Source organism: Vibrio sp. JZG120, assembly GCF_053890955.1.
In genome coordinates, this window is record NZ_JBSRRK010000002.1 from 291,300 (window position 1) to 311,122 (window position 19,823).

Genomic DNA, 19,823 nt, shown 5'->3' on the forward strand with positions numbered 1-19,823 from the left:
AAAATATCGAACACCATGAACTTAATTGGATTGAGCGCCAATCAACGAACGTGTTCTAGCAACGTGACTGCCTACTTGGCAATGTCAATATTAACAACGCAACACGGACGTCTCTGTATTGGTAAAAGCAGTATGTAGTGAGTCCTTTTGTGAATATTTCAGTCGATACCATAGAACAATCCCTCCTTAAACAGCTACCTGGTTGTTGGGGATGCAAAGATAAAGATTCGGTATTCCGCTACGTAAATCAGGAATACGCAGAACTGTTGGGACACACGTCGCCCGAGGAGTGCGTCGGTAAAACTGATTTTGAGATGGCAAGCCCAACCACTGAATGTGCACAAGAATTTCAACGCCAAGATAAACACGTCATCGAAACTGGTGAGTCACTCAAAATTCTTGATATACATCCTTATCCAGATGGCCGCTGGCGAGCGCATATCTTTACTAAAACACCGTGGCGAGATGACAATGGTAACATCGTAGGGACCATTTTCTACGGAAGAGAACTCACCGACACCGCCGTGATTGAAGTCGGGTATTGGGTTTGTCGTGCAATCAGCACCAACCCTAATCAGCAATCCATCTTTCGTTTCTCTGACTTACAGCCAAAACCAGAGAAGCTCACATGTCGCGAGCAAGAAACGCTTTTCCTCTTGCTCTACGGCAAGAAGCCACAATTCATCTCTCAGGTCATGGGTATATCAACAAAAACCGTTGAAGGTCACGTCGCACGCTTACGTAATAAGTTTGCAGCGAACAGCAAGAACGAACTAATAGATAAAGCAATGGAAGCTGGCTACGGCTCTGTTGTGCCCAAAACTCTGCTTAAGCATCAATTATCGGTAGTGTTGAATGGAGAGCGATAATTCGCGCCACTTTCCACCTACAAAAACACCGCCCAAGTGGGCGGTGTTTGTTTATTCATGAGGCACGAGAGTTTATGGCGCAAGACGGTCAATGTCCCAACTTCCATCATGTTGGGAGAAAAGAAAGCGATCATGAAGACGGTGTTCACCACCCTGCCAAAACTCAATACTCTGTGGTTTTACGCGAAAGCCACCCCAGAAGGTTGGAACCGGTATTTCACCCTTAGCAAATTTCTGTTTTAGCTCTAAAAACTTACCTTCTAATACGCCTCGAGCAGAAATACGGCTACTTTGCTTGCTCGCGATTGCGGCTAATTGGCTCTCTTTTGGACGAGAAGTAAAGTATTTCATATTTTCTACGGCGGTGAGCTTTTCCGCCACACCAGTAATATGAACCTGGCGCTCTAACGGATGCCAAGGGAAGTGCAAACTAATATTGCTGTTATGCTCAAGCTGCTGGGCCTTGCGACTGCCTAGGTTGGTGTAAAATACAAAGCCATTTTTGTCGACGTTTTTTAATAGAACAATGCGTTGAAACGGCATGCCATTTTCATCAACCGTTGCAACTGTCATCGCAGTCGGATCCGTTAAACCCGCTTCAACTGCTTGCTCTAGCCACAGATTAAATTGATCAATAGGATCAGCTTTCAAATCTTTACGACGTAGCCCACCTTTGGTGTACTCACGACGAATATCAGCAAGTTCCATCTCTACTCCTTCACTCGTTTTTGTCGATTGTGCTCCCGATACTGAGGAAATACAAGGACATCATTGTGCTTGTTATCGTTGCCGCTCACAGCATCACAGTGTGTCATTTGATACCATGACACAAAAAACCAGTGAGCTGATCGTGAACTTACTCAACCCTAAAGCCCTACGCCATTTTCTATTGCTACTGTGTGCCGTTGGCATTTCAGGGCTTGCGCTTACTCATCATTACGCAACTCAATACCAACATGATAAGTGGCAACAAAAGCTAGAGAGACAAGCAGCGCAAGTGTCGCAAGAAGTCGACTACGAGCTGGCAAAGTTTGAACAGATACCAAACCTATTAAGTCACGATCCGAGATTACTCAAAGCAGTAGAACGCGGAGCGCCCTCTCACGAGCTCAACCTATTGTTAGCAGATTGGTTGAAACAAAGTTTGGCCGATACGATTTACGTTCATGACCGCACAGGGTTGGTCATTGCCTCAAGTAACTTTCAGCAAGAAGATACGTTTGTTGGTTCCAGCTTTAGCTATCGTCCCTATTTTAAAAATGCGCGACGCGGTGAACCCGCTCAATATGTCGGGTTAGGCGTTCGTTCAAATAAACGTGGGTACTTCTTCTCATCTCCGCTTTGGGTAAATGATGAGGTCGTTGGCGTGATCACGGTAAAAGTGAATTTGGAGCCGTTGGAACAGCGTCTTTCGCAAACCACGACGGACGTACTCATCACGGATAAACACAATGTCGTGTTTATGAGCAATTTGCCTAACTGGCGCTATCGTGCACTTTTCCCGCTGTCACCGAGTGCGATAAACGAGCTTACCGAAACGCGTCAGTATGGCGATACCTTACCAGAGTATTTTGGTGAGCTTACCGCGCAAACTGGCGTCAGCGAGTTTGCTGATAATCAATTGCTCCTCTCACCCAATTACCTCGCATACGCGACACATTTATTGGATAAAGGATTTCGCGTCGTTGCCTTGATAAACCACAACACCGTCCTTGCCGCCGTTTTACAGGCTGATGTCGTCTTTCTGATTCTATATGCGCTCATTGCGCTGATTGCGTTGGCGTGGTTCCAAACACTCGTGAACAAGGCACGCCTAGCCGACCTTAATGTGAGCCTAGAAGAAAAAGTGGTGCAACGAACCTTAGTGTTGAGTGAGGCCAACCAAAAGCTACAACAGACCATCCGCCAATATAAGCAAAGCCAACAAGAGCTTAAACAAACACAACAAGAACTGACTCAAGCCGCGAAATTGGCACTGTTGGGCGAGCTGTCTGCCAGTATTAATCATGAGATAAATCAGCCACTTTCCGCACTAAGAACCTATACCGAAAACTCGCAGCGTTTGTTGGCAATGGAAAAATACCCAATGGTCGCCGACAATTTGGGCAAAATGCTGACACTCAATGACACCATTTCGGAAGTGATCGCACGCTTAAAAGTCTTCACTCGGAAAGCCACGCACGATTCACACAATGAAATCGCGGTACTGCACGACGCAGTACATACTGCCACCAGCATTTTGAGCAACAAACTCATTAAACAAGGGGTGACATTAAAAGTCCCAGCCATCGATGATAATGTGAAGCTAGCAATTCACAGCGTTGAGTTAGAGCAAGTTCTGATCAATCTCTTCCATAATGCTGCACAAGCGATGGAAAACTACTGCATTGATCCGCAAATATCTATTGCCGTTCAGTGTCATGATGACAGCTGTGACATTCTTGTTTCCGACAACGGGCCCGGCATGTCGGACGAAGCCTTAGCAAAAGTCTTTGACCCATTTTTTACGACTAAGCCAGAGGGCTTAGGATTAGGTTTGACCATCTCCAAACGCATTTTAGAAAGCTATCACGGTTCACTCAGTGCTTATAAACATCAGAACACGGAACAACAAGCAGGAGGCATGACCTTTATCGTAACGCTGCCAATCGCTATCCAAAACCAACGCAACCCAGAAGTGGAAAACAACCATGAATAATCCCGTTTTCTTTGTTGATGATGAACCACATATTCGTGATGCCGTCGCTCAAGCACTGCTTATTGAAGGGATAGACGTCACCTGCTTACCAAACGCCGTGGAAGCCTTACGCGTTATCGACCCAAATACGCCAGCGATCATCATCACCGATATCCATATGCCCGTGATGGATGGATTGGAGTTCATGCGAACGTTGCGAAGTAAAAACGATCACTTTCAATTTATCGTACTTACCGGACATGGAGATGTGAAAACCGCGGTAGATGCGATGAAAAGCGGCGCGTACGACTTTCTCGAAAAGCCTTTTTCAACGGAACAACTTATGAAGTCGCTCAATAATGCTGGCGATAAGTTGAATCTATTGCAGGAAAACATCTGGCTTAAGAAAGAGCTCGACATGCAAACTCACGTTGGCCCGAAAATGATTGGTCACAGTAAAGCCATGGTGAGCATTCGTCGCGCTTTGATCAGTGCACCAACGAACCAGCCGATCATTTTTGTTGGTCAAGATGGCACAGGTCGCCGGCTCGCCGCACAATTTGCCCACGACATACATGCAACGCCAGACAGCGAGTTAATCGCCGCTTCTGGTGAGGATCTCTATGAGCTTTCATTAGAAGCTCTCGATAAAGCCATACATCGCTTGATTGAAGGAAAAAGCCATTGCAGCTTGTACTTACATAGTGCTGAGCATGTGTCACATGAACAATGGCAATGCTTATTTAACCACCCGAAACTTGAGCGTGTTTTTGGTGCGACAACCCAAGTCGATCCGTCTGTCAAAGCCCTGGCTACTCTAATTCACTTGCCGACACTCGATGAAAGAAAAGAAGACATTGGACCTTTATATAAGCACTTTGTACGCCACGCAGCGAGCCGTTATCAGCTTCAACCGCCACACATTAGCTTAGAAGAAGTCAAACATCTGACCGATTTAGAATGGCCAGAGAATATTAAGCAGCTGCGCCAATTTGCAGAACTTCGCGCACTCAAGCCAGATACCTTCCGAATGGAAGATTGGAACAGTGAAAAAAGTATCGAAATTCAGAGTATGACTCAGCGCACAGAATACTTTGAATATTGCTTATTATTCGATGCACTACAAAGACACCGAGGCAGACTCAAAGAGGTTCAACTAGAATTACAGGTATCACGCAAAACCTTGTACGACAAACTAAAAAAACATCAGTTGGATAAAACCAAGTTCAAGGCGCAATAGCCATACTCTGACGATATCTTCACTTTTCTTTTGCTAGAGAAGCATTGAAAACGCTCATTCGGAGAGAGAATGGTCTTCGTCTCATATTTTTATTCGCCGAGCATACTGACATGATCGGTTAATAATAATAAGATCAAAAAGATAATCAGCATTTATATAAGCAGGGACTGTGATGAGCCGAGATAACTACAACAAACTCAACAATGAAGAGTTGGATTTTGTTGACGACAAAACTGCAGCATTGCTCCTCAACACCCCCAACAGCGCACGTTTGATGCTCTGGGTGATGGTGTTGTTTTTTATTGCTGCAATAGGCTGGGCATCTTGGGCTGAAATCGACCAGGTCACTGTTGGTCAGGGAAAAGTCATTCCCTCTTCACAGATTCAAGTTGTCCAAAACTTAGAAGGTGGCTTAGTCAAAGAAATTTTAGTCAAAGAAGGTCAGTTGGTTGAAAAAGGTCAGCAGTTACTTCTTATCGATGACACTCGCTTTCGCTCTGATTTTCGTGAGCGTGAACAACAAGTTGCCAACCTAACTGCGTCTGTGCTGCAACTCTCAGCTTCGATCAACAGTGTTGCCGTGAATCGTGATTTTGAAACGGAAAACTGGCGCCAAAGCGTTGTACTCGATTATGGCAAACTGACCTTTCCACCAACTTTAGAAGAAACTCAGCCGAAACTCACTCAGCGCCAGAAAGCAGAATACCGCGAAGATTTAGACAATTTACGCAATCAACTTTCGGTGATTGACCAACAAGTTCAGCAAAAGCAGCAGGACTTAGTAGAGATTGAAGCGCGAGTAAGGAACTTACGTCAAAGCTATCAATATGCGAAGAAAGAATTAGACATCACCAAACCGTTGGCTGATGAAGGTGTTGTGCCTCGTATTGAATTACTCAAGTTACAACGCCAAGTCAACGACACCCGCCGCGAAATGACGTCCAGTGAGCTCAAAATCCCGGTATTAAAATCAGCGATTCGAGAGTCCATGCTCAACCGTATTGATGTTGCGCTCAAATTCCGTTCAGAACAGCAAGAAAAGCTCAACAGCGCCCAAGACCAGTTATCTGCCTTGGTTGAATCAGCAGTGGGTTTAGAAGATAGAGTTAATCGAACCGTTGTGAACTCGCCAGTAACAGGCAAAATCAAAACGCTGAACATCAACACCGTTGGGGGGGTTATCCAGCCAGGCATGGATATCGTCGAAATTGTACCAACTGAAGATACGTTATTAGTTGAAGCGAAAATTGCACCCAAAGACATTGCATTTTTGCGCCCAGACCTACACGCCATCGTGAAGTTTACGGCTTACGACTTCACTAAGTACGGCGGCTTAGAGGGTGAATTGGAGCACATCAGCGCAGATACAACCCAAGATGAAGAAGGAAATAGCTTTTACATCGTTCGTGTCCGCACCGATAAAACGAATTTTGGTCAAGATGCAGATTTACCAATCATTCCAGGAATGACGGCATCGGTCGATATCATCACAGGGAAGCGAACCGTTTTGGAATATCTACTTAAACCGATTTTAAGTGCCAAAACGAACGCCTTGAAGGAGTAAATCACACCAAGGTACTCACAACGGCGAGTATTGAGCGATAAGTGATTAAATAAAAAGCACTTGTTTCTCACTGACGAACCCTTTAGAAGAGTATACTTGTGATATGAGTCGAATATGCGATCCAATTTGAAGCGTAAAGTTACATTATTAATCAGTTTAAGTTGTTTTTCGTTCCAAATTGGTGCGTTAAGCAGTAAAGAACAACAATGGGTCAATACGGTCACAGCGGTGTACGGCGAACGTGCGGGATTGCGCGTAAATACATGGCGAAAAAACCTCGACTTATTTAAACAATTAGAGACACATGAACAGCTCGCTGGCGTCAACGACTTTTTTAACCAGCTGTATTTTGTTGACGACATAAAACTGTGGGGAAAGACAGATTATTGGGCTACGCCACTCGAATTTTTAGGGAGTAATGCAGGGGATTGTGAGGATTTCACCATCGCCAAGTACTTCTCGTTACTCGAGCTAGGAATACCAGATTCTAAGATGCGTTTGATCTACGTAAAAGCCATCGAACTGAATCAGTTTCACATGGTATTAGCTTACTACCCAACCCCAAGCTCTGAGCCGCTCATTCTCGACAATATCAACCCTGATATTGTCCGAGCCTCTAAACGTAGCGACTTGCTACCGATATACAGTTTTAATGGTACAAACCTGTGGTTGATGAAGTCTTCTGCTAGCACTGGAGAGCTGGCAGGGAAAGCATCACGGTTGAGCCTTTGGAATGACTTACGCTCGCGCGAACGTAAGTTGCAGTTAAATAAACCTAAAATTAACTATGACGAGTGAGAAACATGACCCTATATAAGAAGCTTGTAGTGGGAATGGTTACGGTCTTTATACTCTTGTTGGCATCAGTATTCGTAATCCAATTCAACACGACTCGAGACAGCTTGGAACAACAGCAACGTTCAGAGGTCAACAACACCATTAACACCGTAGGTTTGGCATTGGCTCCTTACCTTAAAGACAAAGATAAAGTCGCGGTAGAATCCGTGATTAATGCTCTGTTTGACGGCAGCACCTACTCGGTTGTTCGCCTGACCGCTTTAGATTCTGACTACCAAATCGTGCGCACTTACCCGGTTAAACCAAGTACGGTGCCACAATGGTTTATCGACATGAATCTATTCAAAGCCATTCACGATAAGCGCGTAGTAACCAGTGGTTGGATGCAACTTGCTGAAGTGGAAATCATTAGCCACCCAGGAGCAGCTTACGAGCAGCTCTGGCAAGGCTTTATTGGTTTGTTATCTGCATTCAGTGTCATTTTCCTGGCTGGTTTAATTGCGATTTCGTACATCCTCCGTCGCTCACTAAAACCATTAGCGGCCATCGTGAAAAAAATGCATGAAATCGCTAATAACCAATTTGGTGAACCACTTGCTCGTCCAAGAACTAAAGATCTGATCGCGGTGGTAGATGGCATTAACATGATGTCTGCTCAAATTGAGCTGTCATTCAAAGAGCAAGCGAAAGAGGCACAACGACTGCGTGCTCAAGCTTACCTCGACCCTATCTCCAAACTGGGTAATCGCTCGTTCTACATCAACCAAATAGACCAATGGCTTGCAGAGCAAACGCAAGGGGGTATCGCGCTACTCCATGCAGAATACATTGGTGACATTTACGAGACAAAAGACTACCAACGCGCCGATGCCCACGTAAAAGAGCTGTCTCAACGTCTGAAAAACACCATTGATGTTCCGGGAGCTACCATTGCACGCCTGTCTAGTGATGAGTTTGGCCTGCTTTTCCCACACATGGATGAAAGCGAACTACGCATTTTGGCGGACAGCATCGTGAACTGCGTTAACGGGTTGAACACTGATCCAACCGGCCTAGCCAAACCAAAAGCAGCCTTAGGTGTTGCGCATAGTAAAGACCAAAAAACGCGCTCTGAAATCTTATCTATGGTGGATAATGCGCTCTCGAAAGCAAAAGCTCAACCAGACAAAGCTTACGGCTTTATCGGCAGTGACACACCTTCTAACTTAATGGGTAAACAGCAGTGGAAAGCGCTGGTTGAAGAAGCGATTCATAGCGATTGGGTTAAATTCCGCTTCCAAGCAGCGAAGAACACTTGGGGTAAAGTGTTCCATAACGAAGTGTTCTCAAGCATCGAAAAAGAGGGCGAAACGTTCCGTGCCAACCAATATTTATTCGCACTAGAGCAGTTAGACGCCACCAATATTTTCGACCAATACGTTATTGAGTCGATGATTAAGATGCTAGAAAGTGGCGAGCTAACCGATCCTGTCGCGATCAATATTGCGCAAAGCAGCTTGTCTCAGCCATCGTTCATTCGCTGGACCACCAGCATGTTGGAAAAACACGCAAAAGTGGCCTCTAAGCTACACTTTGAAATTCCAGAGGAGTGTTTTATTGATCAGCCTCACCACACGGCGCTGTTATGTAATGCCATTCGCCAATCCGGGGCTGAGTTTGGCGTAGATAACTATGGACGTAACTTCCAATCATTGGAGTACATCCAAGAGTTCCGCCCTAACTATGTGAAGCTCGATTACCTATTCACACACAACTTACACGACGAAAAACAGAAATTCACGCTAACGTCGATTTCTCGTACTGCCCATAACCTAGGCATTACGACTATCGCGTCGCGTATTGAAACTCAAATCCAGTTGGACTTCCTCACCGAGCATTTTGTTGAGGTATTCCAAGGATTCATCGTCGACAAGGAATAAAAAGGTTTACCACAGATGAAAGACCCTTTACTGAATTCGCTCATCTACGTTAGCCGTTACTATGGGTTAGCTAACTCGCCAGAAGCGCTGGTCAATGGCCTTCCGCTTTCAGACGGCAAGCTAACTCCATTTTTGCTACCAAGAGCAGCGGAAAGGGCCGGATTGGTTGCCAAGGAAAACCGTGCAGAGCTGGAGAACATCTCCAGCCTGATTCTGCCGGCAATCTTAGTTCTTAAAGGCGGTGACTCATGCGTTCTCAACAGCATTAACGCGGAGACACGCGAAGCCGAAGTCACCACCTTAGAAAGTGGAATGGTGCCAATCTCCATTCCATTAGAAGACCTACTTGAGCAGTACACTGGTCGCTACTTTTTAGTTAAAAAACAATTCCGTTTCGATGAGCGCTCTCCCGAGGTGCTCAAAACCAACGAAGGTCACTGGTTTTGGTCAACCTTGTGGCAGTCAAAACGTATCTACCGCGATGTTTTAATCGCCTCACTTCTCATCAACCTCTTTGCCGTTGCCGCCCCGCTGTTCACTCGTTTGGTGTACGACAAAGTGGTACCAAATCTCGCGTTTGAAACCTTATGGGTATTGGCAAGCGGCATCTTTGTTGTCTTTCTATTCGATTTCATACTCAAATCGTTGAGAAACTACTTTATTGATGTCGCAGGAAAGAAGTCTGACATTCTGATTTCCTCCAAGCTGTTCAGCAAAGTGATGGGCATCCGAATGGAGTCCAAGCCGCCTTCGGTCGGCGCATTCGCTCGCCATCTTCAAGAGTTTGAATCTATTCGAGAATTCTTCACGTCTGCAACCGTCAGTGCCCTAATTGACCTGCCTTTTGCCATTCTGTTCTTGGTGATTATATGGCTAATGGCTGGTGATCTTGTGTATGTTCCAATGGTCGGCGTGGTCATTTTGATTGTCCATTCGCTACTGATACAAGGACCGCTGCGTCGCTCTATAGAGGAAGGGTCACGCTTAGCATCGCAAAAATACGCCAACTTAATTGAGAGTCTAGCGGGGCTAGAAACCGTAAAAATGCTCAGCGCGCAAAGCCAATTCCAATACCGTTGGGAAGAAGCGGTGGCGCACATGGCGAACTGGAACATCAAAAGCCGCCGCATTACCGACAGCATCCAGAATGCGGCAGGCTTCGTGCAGCAAAGTAGTAACGTTGGGATGATCATTCTCGGTGTTTATCTGATTGCAGAGGGCGAGCTCACTATGGGTGGCTTAATCGCCGCAACCATGTTGAGCGGTCGCGCCATAGGGCCTTTGGTTCAGTTGTCTTTGCTCTCAACGCGCTACAACCAGGCGAAGTCTTCTATGACGATTATCAATCAAGTCATGGAAATGCCGGACGAGCAAGAAGAAGGGAAACGCTATATCCATCGCCCAATCATCCAAGGTAAGATTGAAATTGATCGCGTAACGTTTCATTACCCAGACTCTCCTGTCGCGTCTATACGTAACATTTCTCTCACGATAAATCCTGGTGAAAAAGTCGCGATAATCGGTCGGATTGGTTCGGGTAAGACAACGTTAGAGCGCTTGATTATGGGCTTGTATAAGCCAACAGAGGGGCACGTACGTATCGATGATACTGATATTGCACAGCTTCACCACGTTGATGTTCGACGTAACATCGGCTGTGTACCTCAAGATTCGAATCTATTCTACGGTTCGATTCGCGACAATATTACCTTGGGTCGTCCACTAACGGATGACCGAGACGTGCTTGATGCAGCAAACCGTGCAGGCGTGACCGCATTTACACAATCGGATCCAGCTGGTTTAGAACGTCAAGTAGGTGAAGGTGGTGCGATGCTTTCTGGTGGTCAACGTCAAGCCGTCACGATTGCTCGTGCATTTTTGGGCCGTCCTCCCGTCCTACTTATGGATGAACCGACCAGCGCGATGGATAACCGCTCTGAAATGCATATTAAGCACCAGCTATCTCAGCTCAAACCGAGCGAAACATTGATACTGATTACGCATAAAACGTCGATGCTCGACATCGTTGATCGAGTGATTGTGATGGAGAAAGGCAGCATCATTGCTGATGGTCCTAAAGCGCAAGTGCTGAATGACCTGAAGCAAGGCAAAGTACGTGCGGTTAGCTAACCGAAATTAGCATTTACAAAAGAGAAAGGCCCCGTTTGACTCATGTTTAACGGGGCTTATTTTATTGAGAATCCAAGATAGTTAAGCTCTTCAAGCACTATCCAAACGAGCACTAGCCCCACAATCACTACCAACATCATAATCGCCTTTTCATCTTCTTCCATTTGATAGATATCCTAGCAAGCCATTTCACTCAACACGTCTTAGGTTATCAGGACAAAAATCATATTCAGCACGTTTATACGCTCCTAGCCTCATACAATACCGGATATGAGATACAGCTCAAACATTAAACACTTTAAAACCGCATCAACTTTGGTTGAATATATGCGGTGAGCGCAAACAGAAGCAAAGCTCTGCACACTATTGATAAAACTCTACAACTCTCCGTAGGCTCTAGGGCGAAGTTCCTAGGTAGAGAGACGAAAAATGGAGAGAGAAAATTTGTGATTACTTACATCAGAAAATCAGCTATAACAGCGGTTTTCTTAATATCGTCGAGTTGAAGAAATGAATGATTGGATCCATCTAGATCAAGTGAGCCAGTATTTCACCGCTGGATCTCTCGGGTACAAAGTCTTAATGGGCATTATTGTCCTGATTGCTTATCGCATTCTGAAGAGAATCGTCAATCGAGCCATTTTAAACTTAGCGACCTCAAAAGGTGTAAAAAAGGCCCGCCTGAGTTTTATTCAGCGTTGTTTTAACGTCGTGCTTTTATTTTTAACCGCGTCTGTTTTTGCCATTATCACCGGGATTGGCTATGGTGATGTGTCATTGTTCCTATCGTCCATTTTCGCCGTATTGGGTGTGGCGTTTATTGCGCAATGGTCAATTCTGAGCAATATCACTGCCAGCTTTTTGATCTTTTTTGTCTTCCCATACCGAGTGGGCGATCGCATCAAAGTCGTAGACAAAGACGAAGACATCAGCGGCGAGATTCAAGAAATCAGTATGTTTCACGTGTTAATTAAGCACGATAACGGTAACTTGATCACTTACCCAAACAACCAGATTTTGCAAAAAGCGGTACTAAAGCTGGCGAAAAACAAGCCAGAGCCAAGTAAAGCAAAATCTCGGATTTATACTCGCAGAAAGAAATAACCCACTAAAAAGCCGATGTATCTACATCGGCTTTTTAGTATCACTTGGTGGTCACAAATAACCCAAAGTTAATGGCGAAAAACAGTGAAGAGACAAAACGTATAAGCTGAAGGTCACCACTGTATTCTTTCATGATAAAAGCATGACACATCGCCGAAACCAAAAGCGCCACTTTAACCAAAGGAAGCTTCTTCTTTACGAAGAAGAGATACGTGCAGAAAATAGAGATGGTGCAAGCAAAAAAATTGTTATTAATTATCCTACCTATAACGACCTGTTTATCTGCTATTTTTATCTAAAACATATCAAAGCTGTGGGAGCAAAAAAAATTGAGAAAACCAAATAGAATATAGCTAATCCAGTGCCTTTCTTCACCCTTCTGTCGACACCAACAATCCGAGGACAAAAAATAAAAATCAGACCAATAGATATAACGAAGTAAACCTTATAGTACTCTTGTATATTGCTATGTATTGCAGGAAGTCCACCAAAAGCTAACTCTAGTAAGCCTTTTATACCAACCAAATTCACTGCAAACAAAATTGAGAAAAGCAATCGAGCATTCAAGTCTGGATCTGATTGACCTCGCTCTTCCATTAACTGTCGCATAGAGAAAAACACGTTAGACAAAATGTTCAAAGCTTGATCTCCAGTATTATTTGAACAAATATTATCTCTTATTGAGCATAAGAGGCAGCCGTAAAGTCACGAACTTCTCCTTTCACTATGAAAACTGCCCGATAGATCAAAATAAAATTTCCATCCTTTAAGCCATTTCAAATCTCTTCTTGACCTCAACTTAGCTTTAGGTTTTAGCCTTAGTCGCACGATTCAAAATCAACAATGAAAAAGGAACCATTGTGTCCAAAATTGCGATTATTTATTTCTCTAAAACCGACGTTACTGGTCAGCTTGCTCGCGCGATTGCCGCAGGCGTTGAACAACAAGGCATTAAGCAGCAAGGTGAATGTGAAATCCTCGCTCACCGAATTGAAGGCAGTGAGATTATTGAGGGACGTTTTGTGAATCCTAACCTAATGGATGAGCTTGCTGAGTGTGATGCGATTATCTTTGGCTCACCGACCTATATGGGCGGTGTAGCAGCGCAGTTTAAAGCATTTGCAGATGCAAGCAGTGAATCTTGGTATTACCAAAAATGGGCGGGCAAAATCGCGGCTGGCTTTACCAGTGGTGGGGCAATGAATGGCGACCAATCTTGCACATTACAATATCTACAAACACTCGCTAACCAACACGGCATGATGTGGGTCGGGTTGGACAAGATCAGCAATTCTGGTGAGCAAAACCTGAATCGCTACGGTGTGCAAGGTGGTATTGTTGCACACCGTGGTGAAGATGGTAAGTTGCATGCCTCTGATGTTGCAACGGCGGAGTATCTTGGCAAACGAGTCGCAATGCTAGTTGACAAGCTCTCCGCTCGCTAACAATAAAAAGAAGCCCCGTAAGACACATCTTCGGGGCTTCGTATTTATCGATTGTTTTGAGCGCTACTTCTTGATGTAGAGATCTTTCGAGTAGATGCGCCCTTCTACGTTGTTTTTGGCAAAACCGCCAACCGTAGGGCGAACCAAACGTGCTTGCATGTAGTAATAGATTGGCGCGATGGGCATATCTGTCGCCAGCAACTGTTCAGCTTGGTCGTAAAATCCTTGGCGCGCTTTCTCATCGGTTGCAGCCAATGCACTGTTCATCGCGTTGTCGTACGCTGCATTGCTGTAACGTGCAAAGTTACCCGAAGAACCTGAGCGAAGTAAGCTCAGGAAAGTAGACGCTTCATTGTAATCACCGCACCAAGAAGCACGCATCACATCGAAATTGCCTTGTTTACGCGCCACTAAGTACGACTTCCACTCTTGGTTTTCTAACTCCACGTTTGCACCGAGATTTTTTTGTAGCATCGACGCTATCGCAACCGCGATCGATTTGTTTGCCTCACTGGTGTTGTACAGCAATTTAAAATCGAGCGGCTTGTCTTGGCTGTAACCCGCTTCTTTTAACAACTGACGCGCTTTCTCGTCACGTTGTTGCTGACTCCACTTACTGTATTCAGGCGGCGTCGCATCAAACCCGGCGGTGTACTGATGCGCAAAGGTATAAGCAGGAAGGTTACCCACTTGCGTGACACCATTCGTAATCACATCACGCATGATGGAGTACGACACCGCTTGACGCACTCGCACATCATCAAATGGCGGACGAGTGGTATTGAACGCGTAGTAATACGTGCACAACAATGGCACCACCGTGTAAGCCTGCTTGTAATCTTGTTTAAGCTTCTGCGCCATATGAGTCGGCACATCTGACGTGATATCCAACTCTCCTGCCGCATAACGATTGATCGACGCGTTTTGGTTTTCAAACGGAATGTAAGTCACTCTGTTTAGATGCGTATCTGCGCTGTCCCAGTAACTTGGACTCTTAACCAGTTCAATGCGCTCATTCACGACCCACTTATCCAGTGTGAATGCACCATTGCCAACAAATTGGTCTGGATCGCTCCACGGCTTGTCGCGGTTTTCCACTGTCGCTTGATGCACTGGCATCATGGAAGTGTGCCCAGTCATGGCGACAAAGTACGGAACTTGACTGTCCAACTCAAAACGTAGGGTGTATTTATCCACCGCCTTGATACCGAGCTCGTCCAAAGGCTTTTTGCCCTCTGCTACATCGGCGATGTTTTTGATCTTGGTGAGTTTGAGATACCAAACATTTGGAGAAGCGGTTTTCGGATCTACCGCTCGGCGCAGTGAATAGACAAAATCCTCCGCCGTCACAGGCTCGCCATTCGACCATTTCGCTTCTTTGCGCAAGTGAAAAGTAAAGGTTTGGTTGTCCTTGGTTTCCCATGATTCTGCCACACCGGGAATGATGTTTCCGTCACGATCTTGAATCACAAGCCCTTCAAATAAGTCACGAATCACATGCATTTCTGGCAGACCTTCGGCTTTCGCAGGGTCAAGCGTCGCCGCCTCTGCGTCATTCGCACGTACTAAATGCTGTTCTGCGGCAAGTTGAATGCCTTTAGGTAAGGTCTCCGCAGCAACTGATGTAGCAAGAAAAGGGGTGAATAAAGAGGAAATCAGCAACGCCGTTGAATGTTTTTTAAAATCCATATCGTTTTTCGTTCTCCTAACGCGTCTTGTGAAGCAAGTGCCACAATTAACATTTCAACCGTTGACGAGTTTAAACGGTTCAGTTTAGCTAGGTGTAATTAGCTTAGATATTGATACTACTTCATCAATCAGGAGATTACGGTGAGTCTAATTCCAAGAACGGAAAGAGCGGCATTTTTAATTCGACCAACATCATACGGTCAATCCGTGCTTGGTGCGCCATTACTGTATTTTCCGGCTCAAGTCGAAAGTGCTTCGCGAGGTTTGATTTTGGCAGGCACTCACGGGGATGAGACGGCCTCGATTGCAGGTTTGTCCTGCGCGCTAAGAAGCTTGCCTGCTGAAAACTTACGACATGATGTGATTCTGTCAATGAATCCTGACGGCAACCAGCTAGGCACACGTGCAAATGCAAACCAAGTGGATCTCAATCGCGCGTTTCCAACCCAAAATTGGACTGAGCATGGCACCGTGTATCGATGGAGCTCTCACACACCCGTTCGAGACGTAAAGGTGAAAACTGGCACTAAAAACCAACTAGAGCCTGAAGTTAGCGCATTAATTAACTTGATTGAACTGCGCAAGCCAAAGTTTGTGGTGTCGTTTCATGAACCGCTTGCGTTTGTGGATGATCCCAAACATTCCGACCTTGCCAAATGGCTCAGCGAGCAGTTCCAACTGCCAATCGTAGACGATGTCGACTACGAAACACCCGGCTCATTCGGCACTTGGTGTAGTGAACGTGATTTACCTTGCATCACGTTGGAATTGCCCGCGATTTCTGCCGATCTCACCATTGAAAAGCATCTGTCCGCCTTTATTGCTTTGCTGAGGCACGATCCGGATCTTTAGTCCGCTGTTGAACAAGCGATCATGTGAGGATCTGCTTGATGTCGGTACTGATATCGCTGATCAACTGACGGGCACTGTCGTCTCTTTGCTGAACCAAGATGATAAACAGCAAATCGGTGATCACGTTTTGCGCGGTGCGCGAAGCAATGGATGAGCTGCGATGCTCCATTTCATTGGCGATGGTATCAAACGTAATATCGGCAATGCCGCGCAAGCGACTTCTTCCGGGCGCTGATAACGCAATCACCTTCGCGCCCTGCTCTTTTGCCGCTTCTGCTGCCACGAGAATTTCTTTGCGTTCACCCGAAAACGAAATTGCAATCTGAACATCTTCTGGAGAGAGCGTGCGGGCAACAGCAATCTGCACGTGGCTGTCTTGTTCAGAAAGCGCCGTAATACCAAGTTTAAGCAGTTTAAAGCTTAAATCCTTCGCGGTCAGTGCAGAGCCCCCAATCCCGACCACTTGCACTCGACGCGCTTCACTCAACCATTTCACCGCTTGGTGACACGCTTCATAAGACAGCGCATTGGTGGTTTGAAACATAGCATCTGTTTTTGCTCTCACCAGCTTTTGTGAAATAACCGCGATGGGATCGTCTGCCAAAATATCACTGTGCAGCGGTGTCGACTGCATCGCATGCTTACGGCCAATCTCTTCATTCAGAGCTAACTTAAACTCGCTGTAGCCTTTAAAGCCGATACGCTGAGTAAATTTCACAATGCTCGATTGACTCACTTTTACTTGCGCCGCAAGTTCTTGGCTAGTGAGCAGCGCGGCCTTTTCTGCGTTTTCAACAATCCAATCGCCGACCAAACGACCACTTTGCGAAAGCTGAGTACGCCTCGCGACTATCTTATTGACAACTGACACAACAAAAACCTCAAAAAATTTAAATAAATTATTCCAAAACAAAAATAATTGGAGTTTGATTTAACCCCATGATTATTCTAACCAAGCCAGTTTGTACCGGATGTAATGGACGTATATTTTCTCTCATTATTCCAAATTTCTCCTGCACAAAGAATAACCTCAAGTGTGATTTTTATCACCAAAACAGAATATTTTATTCCATAGAATCGCCCTCAGATTGAACATTACGAAGAGTGCAAAACATGAAAATTGATTTAAGCCGATTGGTGACAGAAAGCCGTAATCCAGCCAGTACGGAGATTGATACGCTTTCGACCATCGAGGTGCTGCAAGTCATGAATGAAGAGGATCAAAAAGTCCCGCTCGCGGTAAAAGCGGTGCTACCACAAATTGCAGAGACAGTTGATGCAATTACCCAAGCTTTTGCAAATGGTGGCCGTTTAATTTACATGGGAGCTGGCACATCAGGCCGCTTAGGAATTCTTGATGCGAGCGAGTGTCCTCCAACCTACGGCACGCATCCAGACATGGTGATTGGCTTAATTGCTGGTGGACATCAGGCGATTTTGAAAGCGGTAGAAAATGCAGAAGACGACGCGCAAATGGGTCAAGACGACTTAAAAGCGCTTCACCTCACCAAACATGACGTGGTTGTAGGCATTGCAGCGAGTGGCCGTACACCTTATGTACTAGGTGGTTTGGAGTACGCTAAATCCATCGGAGCTACGACCGCATCTATCGCCTGTAATCCGGAGTGTGCAATGGCAAAAGCGGCCGACATCGCGATTCTGCCGATTGTTGGCGCAGAGGTCGTTACTGGCTCTTCTCGCATGAAAGCCGGCACCGCACAAAAACTGGTGTTAAACATGCTCACGACAGGTGCAATGATTCGTAGCGGTAAGGTATTTGGCAACTTAATGGTGGATGTAGAGGCCACCAACGCCAAGCTCATTCAACGCCAAACCAACATTGTTGTGGAAGCAACCGACGCCTCAAAAGAAGAAGCAGAGCGAGCATTAAATGCCTGCGATCGCCACTGTAAAACCGCCATCTTAATGATTTTGGCCAATTTGGATGCCGAACAAGCCAAATCACGCCTCGCCGCGCACAACGGTTTTATTCGCGCAGCACTAAATAATAACTAAATAATCCGAGTTCTGAAGGATAGACCCTATGGCAAAAATAACTTCAAACACAGTATCGCAGTTGCTGTCCGCAGTGGGTGGCAGTAGCAACGTAAGCAAATGTGGTAACTGTATGACGCGTATGCGTTTATCGCTCGCCAACAATGGCTTGGCTGATCAGTCAGTTATCAAGCAAATTCCCGGCGTAATGGGTGTGGTGGAAAGCGATGAGCAGTTTCAGATCATTCTCGGTCCCGGAAAAGCTCAACAAGCGGCTGAGATGATGAATCAATTGATCGACAGCTTAACCTCTGGTTACAGTGAAGAACCAGATATGCCGCAACAAGATCTTTCTGCCGTCGCGGCCGAGCAGAAAAAACAGATGAAGAGCAAACAAACCAGTGCGGTTCAGCGTTTTTTAAGCAAGTTTGCCACCATCTTTACGCCGTTGATCCCTGGTTTTATTGCCGCTGGTTTGTTGCTAGGTTTTGCGACGTTATTGGAACAAATGTTTGTTCTCGACCAGACACCAAGCCAGTTTATGCTGGATTTGATCGCCTACATGAAAGTCTTTGGTAAGGGTCTGTTTGCTTTCCTAAGTATTCTGATTGGCTACAACGCGCAGCAAGCGTTTGGCGGCTCTGGTGTTAATGGTGCCATTCTCGCCTCTTTGTTTGTGCTGGGTTACAACCCTGAGGCGACATCCGGCATTTACTCTGGCATGAACGAGTTTTTCGGCTTTGCGATTGATCCGCGCGGCAACATTATCGGCGTACTTTTGGCGGCGATCATCGGTGCGCAAGTCGAGCGTAAGGTTCGTCAATACATGCCAGATGATCTGGACATGATCTTAACGTCCGTTATTACTCTATTGATCATGGGTGCGGTAACCTTCTTGATCATCATGCCGATCGGCGGCGAGCTGTTTAAAGGGATGTCTTGGTTGTTCCTCAACTTGAACGATAACCCATTAGGCGCTGCAATCTTGGCAGGTTTGTTCTTAATTTCTGTGGTATTTGGCATCCACCAGGGTTTTGTTCCAGTGTACTTCGCATTGATGGAAGCACAGGGTTTTAACTCGCTGTTTCCTATCTTGGCGATGGCAGGTGGCGGTCAGGTTGGCGCGTCAATGGCTCTGTATTTCAAAGCCAAAAAAGACGCTCTACTGCGCACTCAAGTTAAAGGCGCTATTATTCCGGGCCTTCTAGGCATTGGCGAACCATTGATTTACGGCGTGACATTACCACGCGTAAAACCATTCGTTACCGCTTGTATTGGTGGCGCTGCGGGCGGCTTCTTTATCGGCTTAGTTTCTTACCTTGGCTTGCCAGTTGGTCTTAATACGGTGTTTGGCCCGTCCGGTATCGTGGCGATTCCTCTCATGACATCTGAAAATGGCATCTTCCCGGGCATGATGGTGTTTGTTGCCGGCCTGCTTATCTCTTACATCGTCGGCTTCCTCGCGACTTACTTCTTTGGCTGCAAAGACGTCGATTTAAGCTAAATCATTCTTCCCCTATAGGAATGGACTAGCTCGCGCC

General features: G+C 45.8%; 16 protein-coding genes. 13 read left to right on the plus strand and 3 right to left on the minus strand.

Annotation, left to right across the window (positions count from 1 at the left end):
* Positions 1 to 149: 149 nt before the first annotated feature.
* Positions 150 to 869: a helix-turn-helix transcriptional regulator gene (locus ACWPOD_RS07125; protein ID WP_005392144.1), complete on the plus strand. Its 720-nt coding sequence runs from the start codon at positions 150 to 152 to the stop codon at positions 867 to 869.
* Between the two features lie 72 nt (positions 870 to 941).
* On the opposite strand, the gene pdxH is transcribed toward ACWPOD_RS07125, so the two are convergent.
* Positions 942 to 1,577 carry a pyridoxamine 5'-phosphate oxidase gene (pdxH, locus tag ACWPOD_RS07130; RefSeq protein ID WP_005392142.1) on the minus strand — a complete coding sequence of 212 codons (636 nt, stop codon included), beginning with the start codon at positions 1,575 to 1,577 and terminating at the stop codon, positions 942 to 944.
* A 115-nt stretch (positions 1,578 to 1,692) separates the two neighbouring features.
* Here pdxH and ACWPOD_RS07135 point away from each other — a divergent pair, with 115 nt between their 5' ends.
* The 9 genes from ACWPOD_RS07135 (at position 1,693) to ACWPOD_RS07175 (ending at position 13,746) form a co-directional block, all read left to right on the plus strand.
* Positions 1,693 to 3,567, plus strand: a complete 1,875-nt coding sequence (locus ACWPOD_RS07135) for a sensor histidine kinase (RefSeq protein WP_432609854.1) — start codon at positions 1,693 to 1,695, stop codon at positions 3,565 to 3,567.
* Complete coding sequence (locus ACWPOD_RS07140; RefSeq protein ID WP_104970371.1) at positions 3,560 to 4,786, plus strand: sigma-54-dependent transcriptional regulator; 1,227 nt, start codon at positions 3,560 to 3,562, stop codon at positions 4,784 to 4,786. Before ACWPOD_RS07135 ends, ACWPOD_RS07140 begins: the two co-directional genes overlap by 8 nt.
* A 172-nt stretch (positions 4,787 to 4,958) precedes the next feature.
* The gene (locus ACWPOD_RS07145; protein ID WP_005392136.1) at positions 4,959 to 6,350 is read left to right on the plus strand and encodes an HlyD family type I secretion periplasmic adaptor subunit; all 1,392 of its coding nucleotides are present in this window, start codon (positions 4,959 to 4,961) and stop codon (positions 6,348 to 6,350) included.
* A 114-nt stretch (positions 6,351 to 6,464) separates the two neighbouring features.
* On the plus strand, positions 6,465 to 7,148 hold the full coding sequence (locus ACWPOD_RS07150) for a transglutaminase-like cysteine peptidase (protein WP_005392134.1): 684 nt from the start codon (positions 6,465 to 6,467) through the stop codon (positions 7,146 to 7,148).
* Positions 7,149 to 7,153: 5 nt separating this feature from the next.
* Positions 7,154 to 9,067, plus strand: coding sequence for a bifunctional diguanylate cyclase/phosphodiesterase (locus ACWPOD_RS07155; RefSeq protein WP_031780239.1), 1,914 nt, complete (start codon positions 7,154 to 7,156; stop codon positions 9,065 to 9,067).
* A gap of 15 nt (positions 9,068 to 9,082) precedes the next feature.
* Complete coding sequence (locus tag ACWPOD_RS07160; RefSeq protein WP_203343135.1) at positions 9,083 to 11,197, plus strand: type I secretion system permease/ATPase; 2,115 nt, start codon at positions 9,083 to 9,085, stop codon at positions 11,195 to 11,197.
* Positions 11,198 to 11,707: 510 nt separating this feature from the next.
* Positions 11,708 to 12,301: a mechanosensitive ion channel family protein gene (locus ACWPOD_RS07165; protein WP_012842403.1), complete on the plus strand. Its 594-nt coding sequence runs from the start codon at positions 11,708 to 11,710 to the stop codon at positions 12,299 to 12,301.
* Positions 12,302 to 12,443: 142 nt separating this feature from the next.
* Positions 12,444 to 12,647: a hypothetical protein gene (locus ACWPOD_RS07170; protein ID WP_145472442.1), complete on the plus strand. Its 204-nt coding sequence runs from the start codon at positions 12,444 to 12,446 to the stop codon at positions 12,645 to 12,647.
* Between the two features lie 514 nt (positions 12,648 to 13,161).
* A complete protein-coding gene (locus ACWPOD_RS07175) occupies positions 13,162 to 13,746 on the plus strand; it encodes a flavodoxin family protein (protein WP_456231724.1) in 585 nt (194 codons plus the stop codon).
* 63 nt (positions 13,747 to 13,809) lie between these two features.
* Here the strand turns inward: ACWPOD_RS07175 and ACWPOD_RS07180 are convergent, their stop codons facing one another.
* A complete protein-coding gene (locus ACWPOD_RS07180) occupies positions 13,810 to 15,435 on the minus strand; it encodes an ABC transporter substrate-binding protein (RefSeq protein ID WP_258680080.1) in 1,626 nt (541 codons plus the stop codon).
* Positions 15,436 to 15,576: 141 nt separating this feature from the next.
* Between ACWPOD_RS07180 and mpaA the strand changes: the two genes are divergently transcribed.
* The gene (gene mpaA / locus ACWPOD_RS07185) at positions 15,577 to 16,287 is read left to right on the plus strand and encodes a murein tripeptide amidase MpaA (protein WP_170902807.1); all 711 of its coding nucleotides are present in this window, start codon (positions 15,577 to 15,579) and stop codon (positions 16,285 to 16,287) included.
* A 19-nt stretch (positions 16,288 to 16,306) separates the two neighbouring features.
* Here the strand turns inward: mpaA and ACWPOD_RS07190 are convergent, their stop codons facing one another.
* Complete coding sequence (locus ACWPOD_RS07190; protein ID WP_237308923.1) at positions 16,307 to 17,158, minus strand: SIS domain-containing protein; 852 nt, start codon at positions 17,156 to 17,158, stop codon at positions 16,307 to 16,309.
* 242 nt (positions 17,159 to 17,400) lie between these two features.
* Here ACWPOD_RS07190 and murQ point away from each other — a divergent pair, with 242 nt between their 5' ends.
* The gene (gene murQ / locus ACWPOD_RS07195) at positions 17,401 to 18,303 is read left to right on the plus strand and encodes an N-acetylmuramic acid 6-phosphate etherase (protein ID WP_258680084.1); all 903 of its coding nucleotides are present in this window, start codon (positions 17,401 to 17,403) and stop codon (positions 18,301 to 18,303) included.
* 28 nt (positions 18,304 to 18,331) lie between these two features.
* Positions 18,332 to 19,786, plus strand: a complete 1,455-nt coding sequence (murP, locus tag ACWPOD_RS07200) for a PTS N-acetylmuramic acid transporter subunit IIBC (RefSeq protein WP_456231725.1) — start codon at positions 18,332 to 18,334, stop codon at positions 19,784 to 19,786.
* The last annotated feature ends 37 nt before the right edge of the window (positions 19,787 to 19,823 follow it).

Coding starts and splice junctions, on each gene's coding strand:
- pdxH (WP_005392142.1), bottom strand. CDS start 1,577: ATGGAACTTGCTGATATTCGTCGTGAGTACACCAAAGGTGGGCTACGT.
- ACWPOD_RS07135 (WP_432609854.1), top strand. CDS start 1,693: ATGACACAAAAAACCAGTGAGCTGATCGTGAACTTACTCAACCCTAAA.
- ACWPOD_RS07140 (WP_104970371.1), top strand. CDS start 3,560: ATGAATAATCCCGTTTTCTTTGTTGATGATGAACCACATATTCGTGAT.
- ACWPOD_RS07145 (WP_005392136.1), top strand. CDS start 4,959: ATGAGCCGAGATAACTACAACAAACTCAACAATGAAGAGTTGGATTTT.
- ACWPOD_RS07150 (WP_005392134.1), top strand. CDS start 6,465: ATGCGATCCAATTTGAAGCGTAAAGTTACATTATTAATCAGTTTAAGT.
- ACWPOD_RS07155 (WP_031780239.1), top strand. CDS start 7,154: ATGACCCTATATAAGAAGCTTGTAGTGGGAATGGTTACGGTCTTTATA.
- ACWPOD_RS07160 (WP_203343135.1), top strand. CDS start 9,083: ATGAAAGACCCTTTACTGAATTCGCTCATCTACGTTAGCCGTTACTAT.
- ACWPOD_RS07165 (WP_012842403.1), top strand. CDS start 11,708: ATGAATGATTGGATCCATCTAGATCAAGTGAGCCAGTATTTCACCGCT.
- ACWPOD_RS07170 (WP_145472442.1), top strand. CDS start 12,444: ATGACACATCGCCGAAACCAAAAGCGCCACTTTAACCAAAGGAAGCTT.
- ACWPOD_RS07180 (WP_258680080.1), bottom strand. CDS start 15,435: ATGGATTTTAAAAAACATTCAACGGCGTTGCTGATTTCCTCTTTATTC.
- murQ (WP_258680084.1), top strand. CDS start 17,401: ATGAAAATTGATTTAAGCCGATTGGTGACAGAAAGCCGTAATCCAGCC.
- murP (WP_456231725.1), top strand. CDS start 18,332: ATGGCAAAAATAACTTCAAACACAGTATCGCAGTTGCTGTCCGCAGTG.